This window comes from Pseudomonas sp. IT-P258, from assembly GCF_949767825.1.
Classification (GTDB): Bacteria; Pseudomonadota; Gammaproteobacteria; order Pseudomonadales; family Pseudomonadaceae; genus Aquipseudomonas; species Aquipseudomonas monachiensis.
Genome location: NZ_CATKPU010000087.1, coordinates 266,286 through 279,332 on the forward strand (window position 1 = coordinate 266,286; position 13,047 = coordinate 279,332).

Below are 13,047 nucleotides of genomic sequence, written 5' to 3' on the forward strand. Positions count from 1 at the left end.
AGGGGGTTGACAGAGGTGCTGAAGATTGTAGAATAGCGCGCCTCAGACACACGAACGCAGCGATGCGAACGGGTCGAAGAGAACGCAGTAAAAGCTTCAAAGTTGTAAATTGAAATGTGTAGTTCCGTGATAGCTCAGTCGGTAGAGCAAATGACTGTTAATCATTGGGTCCCAGGTTCGAGTCCTGGTCACGGAGCCAATTTCAAACCGGGGTATAGCGCAGTCCGGTAGCGCGCCTGCTTTGGGAGCAGGATGTCAGGAGTTCGAATCCCCTTACCCCGACCATTTTTGGGTCGTTAGCTCAGTTGGTAGAGCAGTTGGCTTTTAACCAATTGGTCGTAGGTTCGAATCCCACACGACCCACCATTTTTGAAACCAGTTAGCGCTGGAATCGAATCTTAAGATCAGAGGCCAAAAGCGCTGATCGAGGAAGGCGCCTTCAAGGGTGCCTTTTTTTTACCGGGGTATAGCGCAGTCCGGTAGCGCGCCTGCTTTGGGAGCAGGATGTCAGGAGTTCGAATCCCCTTACCCCGACCATATTAAAAATCCTCGTATCGAAAGATACGGGGATTTTTTTTGTCCACAGGAAACTCAGGAACGCCGCAAAGCCAATGTGGGAGCGAGCAAGCTCGCTCCCACAGTGGTTGAGGTGTTAGTGCAGTTTCAGCCGTGGCTCAGTCCCACGTCCGATCTTGCTGCCCAGCATCAGCATCGCCGTGCGGAACGGCCCGTACAGCGCCATCTGGTGCATGCGGTACAGCGACACGTAGAACATCCGCGCCAGCCAGCCTTCGAGCATCACGCTGCCTGTGAGGTTGCCCATCAAGTTACCCACAGCCGAAAAGCGCGACAGCGAAATCAGCGAGCCGTAGTCGGTGTACTTGTACTCCGGCAGTGCCTTGCCTTCGATGCGCAGTTTCAGCGATTTGGCCAGCAACGAAGCCTGTTGGTGAGCGGCTTGGGCGCGTGGTGGCACATTGCGGTCGCTGCCCGGTTGCGGACAGGCGGCGCAGTCACCGAAGGCGAAGATGTTCTCGTCACGGGTGGTTTGCAGGGTCGGCAGCACTTGCAGCTGGTTGATGCGGTTGGTTTCCAGGCCATCGATGTCCTTGAGGAAACCCGGTGCGCGAATCCCGGCGGCCCAGACTTTCAGGCTGGCCTTGATTTCGTTGCCGTCGGCGGTGATCAGGCTGTCGGCCGTCACTTCGCTGACAGCGGCATTGGTCATGACGTTGACCCCGAGTTTCTCCAGGGTTTTATGCACAGGCCCGCCAATCCGCTCCGGCAGTGCCGGCAGCACCCGTGGACCGGCTTCGATCAGGGTGATGTGCATGTTTTCCGGTTTGATCCGGTCCAGGCCATAGGCTGCCAATTCGTGGGCGGCGTTGTGCAGTTCGGCGGCCAGTTCGACCCCGGTGGCACCGGCGCCGACGATGGCCACGCTGATTTGCTCGATCGCGTCGGTCTGGCCGGCGTGAGCGCGCAGATAGTGATTGAGCAGTTGCTGGTGGAAGCGCTCGGCCTGTTTGCGGGTGTCGAGGAACAGGCAATGCTGCGCCGCGCCCTGAGTGCCGAAATCATTGGTGGTGCTGCCGACGGAAATCACCAGCGAGTCGTAAGGCACTTCACGCGCGGGTACCAATTCCACACCGGCTTCGTCATAGGTGGCGGCCAGCTGGATTTTTTTCTGCGCACGATCAAGCCCGCTCATGCGCCCCAGTTGGAACTCGAAGTGGTTCCATTTGGCCTGGGCAACATAGTTGAGTTCATCTTCGGAGGAGTTCAGGGAACCGGCCGCCACTTCGTGCAACAAGGGTTTCCAGATGTGGGTCAGGTTCGCGTCGACCAGCATCACGCTGGCTGTGCCGCGCTTGCCCAGAGTCTTACCCAGGCGGGTAGCCAACTCCAGACCGCCGGCGCCACCGCCGACAATGACAATACGATGGGACATGGGGATAACTCGCAAGGCTAAAGGAAATCGGTGTCAGTACCTTCGCGAGCGCAAGGCAGCTCATAGCGTCAGGTAACTGATAAGTCGGCTCAACAGGCCCAGACCAATGGTCACTGCCAATACCAGTACAAGGAGCATCCACGGCCGGAAGGGCCGGCGCTCGACTTGGTGCTGGGACAACTGCAGGTACTCTTCGACATGCTTTTGGTCGTCGGGGTTCAGGCGGCTGGTCATATCGGGCCTCGTCAGGGGTAGACGTTGCTGAATGTGTAGAAGCTACAGTGTTTTTACCCAGGGTTGAACGCAGCATAGCCGCTGTCTGGAATGGGTTCGACGCTTACGGTGTCGTCCAGGCGAATGATGCCACTTTGTAACACCCGGGCAGTGATTCCGCCATGTCCGCGCACGGCCTGGAAGGTGCCGATGCCCAGGTTGCTTTCCAGGCGCGCGCAGGGCTGGCACCAGCCTGTGGTTTCGAACGTTGCCTGGCCGATCCGGAAGCGGCGGCCCTTGAGGCTGAACAGATTGATGCCACTGATAACGAGGTTGCGCCGCAGATCTTCAGGCCGGACCGGATGATCGAGTGCGCGCCCCATCAGTGAACTGATGACCGCCAGGTGCTCCCACTGAATCAGCGTTACCTGCCGCGCATTGCGCACGCCGGGGCGGGCGTGGTCGCCGGTCAGGCCAGCTTCCAGGCGCGCTTCCACGGCATCGAGTTCAAGCATCGCCGAACGTGATTGCGGGCGCACGCCGATCCAGCGTACCCGACCTTGTTGCGGCACCTCGGCGATCAGCTCCTGCAGCGGGCTCACAGGCTGATCCCGACGTCGAACACAATGCTGCGCCCCAGGTTGCTGCGCAAGAAGTCCGGAGCATCCGGGTGAGCGAACAGCACGCGGGCGAAAGTCGGCCCAACCAATGACAGCGAACGCCAGCCCTGGCGCAGGTATTCGGTTGGTGGCGGGAAATGGCTGTTGAGGTCCAGCACTTCGCGTTTGAGGCTGGCGAAGGCAATGATGTCCAACTCACCCAGATCCATGCCGCGCTCTTTGTAGTTGTGCGCTTTTTTGCGCAAGGTCGGCGCCAATCGCAGCAAGAACTCGTTGGCGGGGATGCGTCGTGGCTTGGCCTCGCGGCGCACCAGTTGGCTCAGGGAGAACGCGCTGCGTCGGCGTTGCAGCTCGTCGCGCCATTCATCGTTGAGGCGCCGGCCCTCGTCGAGCACGAAGAACACCTCGAAACTGGCATCGCGAAACAACACATCCGGCGGCTCCCCGGCGGGGGCGAACTCATCGGCGCGATAGGGAATGTTCAAGCCTTGCAGCAGGCGCTGGCAGACCCAACGCTCACGCTCCCATTTGCGGGCATTGGACAGAAACGCGTTGGCTTGCTCGGCCGCGATGGTCAGCAGGCGTAAATAATCTGAGTCATCCATAGGCCCAAGCTTAGCGTTCAAATGTGATCGCAAAGAAGACAATTTGTCGAAGAGGCTCATAGCCTTCCGTTCCCATGCCCGTTCCAGGGCCCTGCACAAAACGGATAGTGGTCTGCGCTCACTGGCTATTGCCACGTATCGGACGGCTCTACCCTCGGCTGTACGGACGTAAGCCGTGTTACCGCCGCTCTAAAAAAACAACAACAAGAGATAAATGCCATGCGCAAGATCGACGTACATGAGGTTATCGACAACGCTCGCTTCAACCGCTTTCACTGGATGGTGCTGTTCTGGTGTGCCCTGATCATCATCTTCGACGGTTACGATCTGGTGATCTACGGCGTGGTCTTGCCGATGCTGATGAAAGAGTGGGGGCTCAGTCCTCTGCAAGCCGGTGCACTGGGCAGTTATGCACTGTTCGGCATGATGTTCGGCGCGCTGTTCTTCGGTCCGCTGTCGGACAGGATCGGCCGCAAGAAAGCCATCACCATCTGCGTGATGCTCTTCAGCGGTTTCACCGTGCTCAATGGTTTCGCCCGTAACCCCACCGAGTTCGGCCTGTGTCGCTTCATTGCCGGGCTCGGCATTGGCGGCGTGATGCCTAACGTCGTGGCGCTGATGAACGAGTACGCGCCGAAAAAAATCCGCAGCACGCTGGTCGCGATCATGTTCAGCGGTTACTCGGTGGGCGGCATGCTGTCCGCCGGGCTGGGCATTGTGCTGATCCCGAGTTTCGGCTGGCAGTCGGTGTTTTACGTGGCGGTCCTGCCGCTGCTGTTGTTGCCGCTGATCATGTACTTCCTGCCCGAATCGGTGGGCTTCATGTTGCGTCAGGGGCGCAATGAAGACGCACGCAACATTCTGCAGCGCATCGACCCGGCCTACGTCGCACAAACCTCTGACCAATTGTACATGGCCGAAGTGAAAGGCACGGGCACCCCGGTGTTGCAGCTGTTCCGTGACGGCCGTGCGCTGCGCACGCTGATGCTGTGGCTGGCGTTTTTCTGCTGCCTGTTGATGGTGTATGCGCTGAGTTCCTGGCTGCCGAAACTGATGGCCAACGCCGGTTACAGCCTGGGTTCGAGCCTGTCGTTCCTGCTGGTGTTGAACTTCGGGGCGATCTTCGGCGCGGTCGGGGGCGGGGTGCTGGGCGACAAACTCAATCTGCCGCGGGTGCTGTCGGTGTTTTTCGCCATGGCGGCGGTGTCGATCACCCTGTTGGGCTTCAACAGCCCGATGCCGGTGTTGTACCTGCTGATCGCCATTGCCGGTGCCACCACCATTGGCTCGCAGATTCTCTTGTACGCCTGCGCCGCGCAGTTCTACTCCATGACGATTCGTTCGACCGGCCTGGGCTGGGCCTCGGGCATTGGGCGCAACGGGGCCATCGTCGGTCCGCTGCTGGGTGGCGCCTTGCTCGGGATCAGCCTGCCCCTGCAGCTGAACTTCATGGCGTTTGCCTTGCCCGGTGCGGTGGCGGCCCTGGCCATGACCGTGTTCGCCATCAGCAGCCGACGTAGCGCTGCTGGCGTCAACCCAGCGTTGTCAGCGACCGGTGCCTGAATCATGAAAGCGTTTTTCCAGGACTTCTCGTTGTCAGCCGCCGTGGCTGGATTCATTGCCACGGTGATTTCCTACGCTGGCCCGTTGGTGATCATCTTTCAGGCGGCAGAAGCGGCACATCTTTCGCGGGAAGTGTTGTCATCCTGGATCTGGGCGATCTCCATCGGCAGCGCCGTGCTCGGCATCGGTTTGAGCCTGCGCTACCGCGTTCCGGTGATCATCGCCTGGTCGGCGCCGGGTTCGGCGTTGCTGGTGACACTGTTGCCGGACATTTCCATGGCAGAGGCGGTGGGGGCTTATCTGGTCAGCAGCCTGATCATTTTCGTGGTCGGCATCTCGGGGGCTTTCGACCGGATCATCAGCAAGCTGCCCGCCGCCATCGCGGCGGCGATGCTGGCGGGGATCCTGTTCAGTTTCGGCACCGGGCTGTTCGTGTCGATGCAACACAAGCCGCTGCTGGTCCTGGCGATGTTTGCCACGTACCTGATCTGCAAGCGTGTGATGCCGCGTTATGCAGTGATGATGGTGCTGCTGGTGGGCTGTTCGATTGCCGCGTTCACCGGTGATTTGCATCGTGAAGCGCTGGTGATCGGCCTGGCCACGCCGGTGTGGATCACGCCTGAATTCAGCCTGGGCGCGATCCTGAACATCGCCTTGCCGCTGGTGATGGTGGCGCTGACCGGTCAGTTCGTGCCCGGCATGGCGGTGCTGCGAGCCAGTGGATATCCGACGCCGGCGAGCCCGATCATCGCCAGCAGCGCGCTGGGCACGGCACTGCTGGCGCCGTTCGGTTGCCATGGACTGAATCTGGCGGCGATCACCGCGGCGATCTGCACCGGTCGCGAAGCCCACGAGGATCCTCGCAAGCGCTATGTGGCCGGGGTCGTCGGCGGCCTGTGCTACCTGCTGTTGGGGATCTTCGGCGCCACGCTGGTCTCGCTGTTTTCAGCGTTCCCCAAAGAGTTGATCGCGGCGCTGGCCGGGCCAGCCCTGTTCGCAGCCATTGCCGGCGCGTTAACGGGCGCGATGGCGGTGCCGAGCGATCGTGAAGCCGCGCTGGTGACCTTCCTGGTCACGGCTTCGGGCATGTCGTTGTTCGGTTTGTCCGCAGCGTTCTGGGGGCTGATTTTCGGCATGGTCACCCATGTGCTGTTGAGCGCCCGTCGTCCCTTTCCCCGTCGCAAATCCACTGCAACTGAAGTCCTTCAACCAGTCGATCAATAACAATAAGAGAAAAACGATGAATCAGATTCTCCCAACAACCGGTTCGGCGTTGTCCCTGGCTGTCGTCTCGAGTTTATCCACAGGTGCGATGGCCGCTGAAAAAGGCTTTATCGAAGACACCACCGCGACGTTGCAGGCGCGCAATTATTACTTCAGTCGCGACTATTCCGACATCGTCGGCGCCAACCAGCAATCGAAGGCTGAAGAGTGGGCACAGGGTTTCATCCTCAATGTGAAGTCCGGATACACCCAGGGCACCGTCGGGTTTGGGGTGGACGTCATTGGCTTGCTCGGCCTCAAGCTCGACAGTGCCCCGGACCGGACCAATACCGGTTTGCTGCCGGTGCAGGGCGACGGCCGCGCGGCGGACAACTACAGCCGCCTGGAGGGCGCGTTGAAGATGCGCTATTCCAAAACCGAACTGAAAGTCGGTGAGCTGCAACCCAATCTGCCGGTGTTGGTATTCAGTGATATTCGTCTGCTGCCACCCAGTTATCAGGGCGCAAGCATCACCGCCAACGAGATCAATGGCCTGACGCTGCAGGGTGGTCACTTGAGTTCAACCAGCCTGCGCAACGAGGCTGGCGACGAAAAGATGCAAGCAATGCTGGGGCACGTGCCGCAGCGCCAGGTCAGCAGTGACGGTTTCAATTTTGCCGGCGCTGATTATGTCTTCAACGACAAGCGCAGCTCGATCAGCGCCTGGTACGGGCAACTGGAAGATATCTACAACCAGCGTTTTCTGGGTTTAAAGCACAGTGAGCCGGTGGGCGACTGGATCCTCGGCGCCAACCTCGGTTACTACGACTCGCGCGAGGACGGCAACAAACTGCTGGGTAACATCGACAACCAGGCGTTCTTCTCGTTGCTGTCGGCCAAGCGTGGCGGCCATACGTTTTACGTCGGCTATCAGGGCATGTTCGGTGACAGTGCGTTCCCACGGGTGTTTGCCAACATCTCGCCGTTGGGCAACGAAGTGCCGACCTATGAGTTCGCCTTCACCGATGAACGTTCCTGGCAGGCGCGCTACGACTACGACTTCGCGGCGCTCGGCGTACCGGGGCTGACCAGCACCGTGCGCTACATCAGCGGCAATAACGTCGATACCGGCAAGGGCTATGAAGGCAAGGATCGCGAGCGTGACCTGGATATCGGCTATGTGTTGCAGAGCGGCAGCCTCAAAGGCCTTGGCATCCGTGTGCGCAACGCGATGGCACGTTCCAACTACCGCAGTGATATCGACGAGAACCGCTTGATCCTCAGCTACACATGGACCTTGCTGTGAGCCTGGCGATCACAGGTTGCTGGTGCAATCACCCATGACGTTGTAGGTCACGCGATGGGCCTGTCCTTGATGATCAATGTATTCCATGGTCGCCGGTACAACCCCGCACGCAGTCGCCGTGTCGGACACCGAAACCACCTTGGCGATGTCCAGTGGCTGCGCCGGGTTGTACAGGACCGCGAGGGGCTCGTTGTCGGCGGCCATGGCCGAGGTGGCGATGACGGTCAGCAACAGGCTGATCAACGTTTTCATATTGGCATGCTCCGTGTCGGATTCGATGTCTGAATTTTAGTCTTTGCCACCGACGGATAAAGGGGCGAACCAGGGATGCAGCCTTACATAAAACGTAACAGTCATCGCCCTATCCTTCGCGACGTTTTCTCGATGGCAAGGTCCGTACCCGGGTGGACTTTCTCAAGTCAGAGCTACCGAAGCTGTTCGCCGAAGATGACGCGGTGATGAGCGATCCGCGGCATTGGGCTTGAAGTCGAAGGGCGGGCGAGTGGCGGTGTAGACTGAAGGTCTGTTGTTCTTCGCCTGGGAGGCGCGCGTAGCCATGATCGGTGCAGAGTTGCTGTCATCGCAAACCCTTGCGGTCGGCTGGCTGATCTATGTGCCGGTGTTGATCTGGGCGATCTGTCGCGCGCCGTGGGTTGAGCTGTTCACCGACAGCCGTCGTCAGCATCTGCTGTTCGGAACGGTGTTTGCGCTGTTTCTGTTGTGGCTGGTGCGGCGCGACTTTGATACCGGCGTGTCTTACCACTTCATCGGCATGACAGCGGTGACGCTGCTGCTGGACTGGCCGTTGGCGCTGGTTGGCGGGTTGGTTGCACAAACGGGGTTGGTGTTGCTCGGTCGACAGGACTTGGCGGCGGCCGGGGTCAATGGCGCGCTGTTGATTGCGCTGCCGGTGCTGGTCACCGAGTGCTGCGCCATTCTGGTGGAGCGGGCGCAGCCACGAAATCCCTTCGTGTATATCTTCGTTTCCGGATTTTTTGCGGCGGCGCTGTCGGCGTTGCTGTGCCTGCTGCTGGCGCTTTGGTTGCTGTGGTTCGACGAGCGTTTCGAGATGCCGTACTGGCTTGAGGATTTTGTCGGTTACCTGTGGCTGATCATTTTCCCCGAAGCGTTTATCAACGGCATGATCGTCAGTGCGCTGGTGGTGTTCTGCCCGGAGTGGCTGGAAACGTTCAACCGCACCCGTTACCTCTCGGCTCCCTGGAAGGACGACGATCCCAAGTCCTGATCCGCATCAAGACCTGGAATCGCCCATTCGATGGATCAGTGACGCGGGTCGAAGTCACCGCTGAACATCTCGTCCTCGGCATCGGGAGCCACCGGAATCTTGTGCTCTTCGGACGCCCAGGCACCCAGGTCGATCAGTTTGCAGCGGTCGGAGCAGAATGGCCGGAACTTGCTTTCGGCGGTCCATTCCACGGGGGCGCCACAGGTTGGGCATTCGACGGTTGTTGGTTGGCTCATGACTGGCCTCCACGCAAAGATAGATAAAAGTGATGCAGGCGTTCGACCTCGCTGTGCAGCCAGGCAAGGTCGCGGTCATTGACCACGACGTCGTCTGCATGGCTCACGCGATCCTGGCGGCTGGACTGGGCCTTGAGGATCGCCTGGACTTGCTGCTCGCTGGTCTGGTCACGTTGCAGGGTGCGTTCGATCTGCAATTGTTCGGGGGCATCGATCACCAGCACCCGTTGGGTCATGGCGTATTGTCCGGACTCGATCAGCAGCGGCGAAACAAGAATCGCATAAGGCGATTTTGCCAGCGCCAGGTGGTGAGCGATTTCCTCGCCGATCAGCGGATGCAGGAGGGCCTCCAGCCAGCGGCGCTCTTCAGGCACTTCGAAGATCAATTTGCGTAGCGCCGCGCGGTCCAGTTGCCCGTCGGCCTGCAACACGCCGGGGCCGAAGTGTTCGGCGATTTGTGCCAGTGCCGGGCGGCCGGGTTCCACTACCCAGCGAGCGGCATGATCAGCGTCGACCACATGCACGCCCAGGTCGATGAAGTGTTGGGCGGCCGCGCTTTTGCCGCTGCCGATGCCGCCGGTCAGGCCGAGAATCCAGGGTTTTTCCACAGGGCTATTCATTTCAAACCGACAAACTGCCAATAGAGGTCGGTTATTTGACCACCCCAGAGCAACGCAATCCAGCCGGCAATGGCCAGATAGGGGCCGAAAGGGATCGGCGTCGAGGTTTTTGCGTTGCGCCAGCGCAGCAGTATCAGCCCGATAATGGCACCCACCAGCGAGGACAGCAGGATGGTCAGGGGCAAAATCTGCCAGCCACCCCAGGCGCCCAGCATCGCCAGCAGCTTGAAATCGCCGTAGCCCATGCCGTCCTTGCCTGTGACCAGCTTGAACAGCCAGAACACCGACCACAGCAGGCCGTAGCCGGCAATCGCCCCCCAAAGCGCCTCGTGCAACGACACGAACAGGCCGAAGCTGTTGACGATCAACCCCAGCCATATCAACGGCAGCACCAGTACGTCCGGCAATATCTGATGTTCGGCGTCGATCAGGCTCATCGCCAGCAACCCCCAGCTCAGGATCAGCACCAGGGCGGCTGGCCAACCGAAGCCAAAGTGCCAGGCCACAAACGCCGACAACAGACCGCAGGCCAGTTCGGTCAACGGATAGCGCGGGCTGATCGCTGCCGCACAGGCTGAGCAGCGGCCGCGTAAAAACAAATAACTGAGCAGCGGGATGTTTTCCCAGGCGCGGATGCGGTGACCGCAGTGCGGGCACTGGGAGTGGGGCAGCAACAGGTTGTAAGTCGGCAGTGGCGTTTCGCCACGCAGGCCGAGAATGTCATGGGCCTGCTCGCGCCAGTCGCGTTCGAGCATTTTCGGCAGGCGCCAAATCACGACATTGAGAAAACTGCCGACCAGCAGACCGGTGATGCCTGCGAGAACGACAAAGGCCAGCGCAGAGTGAATCAGGATTTCATTCAAGGGCATGTCAGATCGCTGAGCCAAGTTGGAAGATCGGCAGGTACATGGCAACTACCAGTCCACCGACGATAACACCCAGCACCACCATGATGAACGGCTCCATCAGACTGGTGAGGTTATCGACCATGTTATCGACGTTGTCTTCGTAGAACCCCGCGACTTTGTCGAGCATAGCGTCCAGGGTGCCGGACTCTTCGCCGATTGCAGTCATTTGTATCGCCATGTTCGGAAAGACGCCGCAGGTGCGCATGGCGAAGTGCAATTGCATGCCGGTCGAGATGTCCTGCCGGATGCGCAATACCGCGTGCTTGAACACGACATTGCCGGTCGCACCGGCCACTGATTCCAGGGCCTCCACCAGCGGCACGCCGGCAGCGAAAGTGGTCGACAGTGTACGGGCGAACCGGGCCACGGCGGACTTGTGCATCAGGGTGCCCACCAGCGGCAGTTTCAGCAGCCAGGTGTCCATCCGGTCACGGAAGGCCGGGGATGTCCTGAGGGCGTGGCGCACGCCGAAGGCCGTTGTGACCAGCGCGCCAAGGACCACCCACCACCAGGCCTGCATGAATTGCGACAGGCCAATGACCATCACGGTGAAGGCCGGCAGTTCGGCGCCAAAGCCTTTGAACACGGATTCGAACTGCGGCACGACATTGACCAGCAGAATCCCGGTGACAATCGCCGCGACGAACACCACCACCAGCGGGTAGGTCATGGCTTTCCTGATCCTGGCCTTGAGGCTTTCGCTTTTTTCCTTGTAGGTTGCGACCCGCTCCAAAAGGGTGTCGAGGGCACCGGCCTGCTCGCCGGCATCCACCAGGTTGCAATACAGCTCATCGAAATACCGGGGCTTCTTGCGCAGGGCGGCGGCGAAACTGCTGCCTGCCGCAACTTCCTGTTTCAGTTCGTCCACCAGCTTGCGCATGGCCGGATTGTCGAAGCCTTCGCCGATGATGTCGAACGACTGCAACAACGGCACGCCGGCCTTCATCATCGTCGCCATTTGCCGGGTGAACAGGGCAATGTCCTGGGCCTTGATGCGCTTGCCCATGTCGAAAACCGAAGGGTTTTTCTTGCGCACCTTGCCGGGACTGATGCCTTGCTTGCGCAGTTTCGCCTTGATCAGCGCCGGGTTTTGAGCGCTGAGTTCGCCGGTCACTTTTGTGCCTTTGCGGTCGATGCCTTCCCATGCATACACGCTGATTTTCGCTGCCTTGACCGCCATGTTCAGTCCTGGGTATTCCGATTGAACTGCTCTTATAGCCTAGTCAAGGGACGGGGCCAAACCCACTCGGTGAGGTGACAAAAAACGTCATATAGTGCTGATCCTGGTAGTAGGTAATGGCTTTGCGGGCCACCAAGCCCCTGCCAACAGGGGCTTCTGGCCTTGGCACAGGCTGTGCTGCCATGGGGCAGGTCATGAGCCTTCGACTCATGCATGGAGCTTGTACATGAACAATCAGAAAGGTTTTACCCTGATCGAGTTGCTCGTCGTGGTGGCGATCATCGGGATCCTGGCAACACTGGGCCTGCCGATGTATTCCAAGTACCAGGCCCGGGCCAAGGTCACGGCGGCACTGGCCGAGCTGACTGCAATGAAGGTGCCGTTCGAGGATGTGATCAACCAGGGGGAAAACCCGACAATTGCCAATGTGGCACCCGCTGGCAAGGCATCGACCAACCACTGCGCCCTGTCTGTGACGGCTACAACGCAGGCGGGAGCGGGATCAATCGTTTGTACGTTGCGCAATGCCCCGGGGGTGGTCCAGGACAAAACCGTTACCCTGACACGGGACGAAACCAAAGGTTGGTCATGCAAGAGCAGCGTTTCCGAGGACTACTTGCCTAAAGGTTGTTCCGGGTCTGCGGCATGAAGTGCTGAATCAAGTCCCCGCTTTTGCGGGGTTTTTTCTGTTTGTCGACCTGTCGTCAAATGCTGCAGATAAAGCTCAGAAATTTCAGCATCTTAGGAACTTTCCATAAACCCGCAACTTGCATGCAGAGTTTGTGCTTCTCGTGCATTTTGCATGATTTCGAAATTTGGCTGATTTTATAACTTGTTGATTTATAAAGCTTTGTTCTTTGTTTCAAAGTTGGCATAGCGTTCGCAATATCCCAGATAACCCTGCCGGCAAGACACCCGGCAGACTTTCCGAAAAACAGGAGTTACTCGTATGAAGAAGTTCGCTATCACTGCCGCTGCTGCTACCGCGCTGACCCTGACCATGGCCAACGCCGCGTTTGCTCAAACCACCCAGGCAACCCAGTCGCCAATGGTGCTGGCTGCCGGTGAAATGACCGAAGCGAAAGAAGCTACTTCCGATACCTGGATCACCACCAAAGTCAAAGCTGACCTGATGACCGAAAAAGGCATTCCAGGTAGCGACATCAAGGTTGAAACCAACAAAGGCGTGGTATCGCTGTCGTCGACCACCGCCGTGACCGATTCGCAAAAAGAAATGGCTGTGGCCATCACCAAGAAAATCAAAGGCGTCAAGGCGGTCTCCGCTGACGGCCTCAAAGCCGAGTAAGGCAAGACTTCTCGCCTGGACCGGGAGAAGGCGCGACAGACGGGCAGAGTCATACGCCTGTTGCAACCTGAGAGTTCATGCGAAAGGCCA

Annotated in this window: 15 protein-coding genes, 4 tRNA genes and 1 pseudogene; 11 read left to right on the plus strand and 9 right to left on the minus strand. The window is 59.3% G+C overall.

What is annotated here, in order from left to right:
- The first annotated feature begins 123 nt into the window (after nucleotides 1–123).
- The 4 genes from ACM6G4_RS25665 (at nucleotide 124) to ACM6G4_RS25680 (ending at nucleotide 537) form a co-directional block, all read left to right on the plus strand.
- Nucleotides 124–199 (plus strand) — tRNA-Asn (locus tag ACM6G4_RS25665).
- A gap of 9 nt (nucleotides 200–208) precedes the next feature.
- Nucleotides 209–285, plus strand: a tRNA-Pro gene (locus ACM6G4_RS25670).
- A 5-nt stretch (nucleotides 286–290) separates the two neighbouring features.
- Nucleotides 291–366, plus strand: a tRNA-Lys gene (locus tag ACM6G4_RS25675).
- 94 nt (nucleotides 367–460) lie between these two features.
- Nucleotides 461–537: transfer RNA gene (locus ACM6G4_RS25680), tRNA-Pro, on the plus strand.
- A 115-nt stretch (nucleotides 538–652) separates the two neighbouring features.
- Here ACM6G4_RS25680 and ACM6G4_RS25685 read toward each other — a convergent pair.
- From ACM6G4_RS25685 to ACM6G4_RS25700, 4 genes are read right to left on the minus strand one after another with little or no spacing between them, the layout of a single operon-like run.
- A complete protein-coding gene (locus ACM6G4_RS25685; RefSeq protein WP_056728670.1) occupies nucleotides 653–1,951 on the minus strand; it encodes an NAD(P)/FAD-dependent oxidoreductase in 1,299 nt (432 codons plus the stop codon).
- A 60-nt stretch (nucleotides 1,952–2,011) separates the two neighbouring features.
- Nucleotides 2,012–2,185, minus strand: coding sequence for a DUF3094 domain-containing protein (locus ACM6G4_RS25690; RefSeq protein ID WP_007970531.1), 174 nt, complete (start codon nucleotides 2,183–2,185; stop codon nucleotides 2,012–2,014).
- A gap of 53 nt (nucleotides 2,186–2,238) precedes the next feature.
- On the minus strand, nucleotides 2,239–2,766 hold the full coding sequence (locus ACM6G4_RS25695; RefSeq protein WP_056728668.1) for an MOSC domain-containing protein: 528 nt from the start codon (nucleotides 2,764–2,766) through the stop codon (nucleotides 2,239–2,241).
- On the minus strand, nucleotides 2,763–3,389 hold the full coding sequence (locus ACM6G4_RS25700; protein ID WP_007970534.1) for a DUF1780 domain-containing protein: 627 nt from the start codon (nucleotides 3,387–3,389) through the stop codon (nucleotides 2,763–2,765). Before ACM6G4_RS25700 ends, ACM6G4_RS25695 begins: the two co-directional genes overlap by 4 nt.
- A gap of 219 nt (nucleotides 3,390–3,608) precedes the next feature.
- On the opposite strand from ACM6G4_RS25700, the gene ACM6G4_RS25705 reads away from it, so the two are divergent.
- Genes ACM6G4_RS25705 through ACM6G4_RS25715 form a run of 3 tightly spaced genes read left to right on the plus strand, consistent with a single transcriptional unit; the run spans nucleotide 3,609 to nucleotide 7,461 of the window.
- Nucleotides 3,609–4,952: an aromatic acid/H+ symport family MFS transporter gene (locus ACM6G4_RS25705; protein WP_414914869.1), complete on the plus strand. Its 1,344-nt coding sequence runs from the start codon at nucleotides 3,609–3,611 to the stop codon at nucleotides 4,950–4,952.
- A gap of 3 nt (nucleotides 4,953–4,955) precedes the next feature.
- The gene (locus ACM6G4_RS25710) at nucleotides 4,956–6,176 is read left to right on the plus strand and encodes a benzoate/H(+) symporter BenE family transporter (RefSeq protein ID WP_414914870.1); all 1,221 of its coding nucleotides are present in this window, start codon (nucleotides 4,956–4,958) and stop codon (nucleotides 6,174–6,176) included.
- 16 nt (nucleotides 6,177–6,192) lie between these two features.
- Entirely contained in the window at nucleotides 6,193–7,461 is a 1,269-nt protein-coding gene (locus ACM6G4_RS25715; RefSeq protein WP_414914871.1) for an OprD family porin, read from the plus strand.
- Between the two features lie 9 nt (nucleotides 7,462–7,470).
- Here ACM6G4_RS25715 and ACM6G4_RS25720 read toward each other — a convergent pair whose 3' ends face one another.
- A complete protein-coding gene (locus tag ACM6G4_RS25720; protein ID WP_056728659.1) occupies nucleotides 7,471–7,713 on the minus strand; it encodes a DUF2790 domain-containing protein in 243 nt (80 codons plus the stop codon).
- Nucleotides 7,714–7,823: 110 nt separating this feature from the next.
- On the opposite strand from ACM6G4_RS25720, the pseudogene ACM6G4_RS25725 reads away from it, so the two are divergent.
- Both ACM6G4_RS25725 and ACM6G4_RS25730 read left to right on the plus strand, forming a co-directional pair.
- Nucleotides 7,824–7,946 (plus strand): annotated as a pseudogene (locus ACM6G4_RS25725) (LysR family transcriptional regulator); the annotation flags it as partial.
- A gap of 71 nt (nucleotides 7,947–8,017) precedes the next feature.
- Nucleotides 8,018–8,707 carry an energy-coupling factor ABC transporter permease gene (locus ACM6G4_RS25730; RefSeq protein ID WP_414914884.1) on the plus strand — a complete coding sequence of 230 codons (690 nt, stop codon included), beginning with the start codon at nucleotides 8,018–8,020 and terminating at the stop codon, nucleotides 8,705–8,707.
- Between the two features lie 35 nt (nucleotides 8,708–8,742).
- On the opposite strand, the gene yacG is transcribed toward ACM6G4_RS25730, so the two are convergent.
- The 4 genes from yacG to ACM6G4_RS25750 are packed head-to-tail and all read right to left on the minus strand — an operon-like array spanning nucleotide 8,743 to nucleotide 11,651.
- Nucleotides 8,743–8,943, minus strand: a complete 201-nt coding sequence (gene yacG / locus ACM6G4_RS25735; protein ID WP_007970539.1) for a DNA gyrase inhibitor YacG — start codon at nucleotides 8,941–8,943, stop codon at nucleotides 8,743–8,745.
- Entirely contained in the window at nucleotides 8,940–9,563 is a 624-nt protein-coding gene (gene coaE / locus ACM6G4_RS25740; protein WP_046041800.1) for a dephospho-CoA kinase, read from the minus strand. Before coaE ends, yacG begins: the two co-directional genes overlap by 4 nt.
- Nucleotides 9,560–10,432 (minus strand): prepilin peptidase, encoded by an 873-nt coding sequence (locus ACM6G4_RS25745; protein WP_414914872.1) that lies wholly within the window; start codon nucleotides 10,430–10,432, stop codon nucleotides 9,560–9,562. The genes coaE and ACM6G4_RS25745 overlap by 4 nt, the downstream gene beginning before the upstream one ends.
- A gap of 1 nt (nucleotide 10,433) precedes the next feature.
- Entirely contained in the window at nucleotides 10,434–11,651 is a 1,218-nt protein-coding gene (locus tag ACM6G4_RS25750; RefSeq protein WP_056728653.1) for a type II secretion system F family protein, read from the minus strand.
- A gap of 226 nt (nucleotides 11,652–11,877) precedes the next feature.
- Here ACM6G4_RS25750 and ACM6G4_RS25755 point away from each other — a divergent pair, with 226 nt between their 5' ends.
- Complete coding sequence (locus ACM6G4_RS25755) at nucleotides 11,878–12,300, plus strand: pilin (RefSeq protein WP_414914873.1); 423 nt, start codon at nucleotides 11,878–11,880, stop codon at nucleotides 12,298–12,300.
- Nucleotides 12,301–12,600: 300 nt separating this feature from the next.
- Nucleotides 12,601–12,957, plus strand: coding sequence for a BON domain-containing protein (locus tag ACM6G4_RS25760; protein ID WP_056728649.1), 357 nt, complete (start codon nucleotides 12,601–12,603; stop codon nucleotides 12,955–12,957).
- Nucleotides 12,958–13,047: the final 90 nt, after the last annotated feature.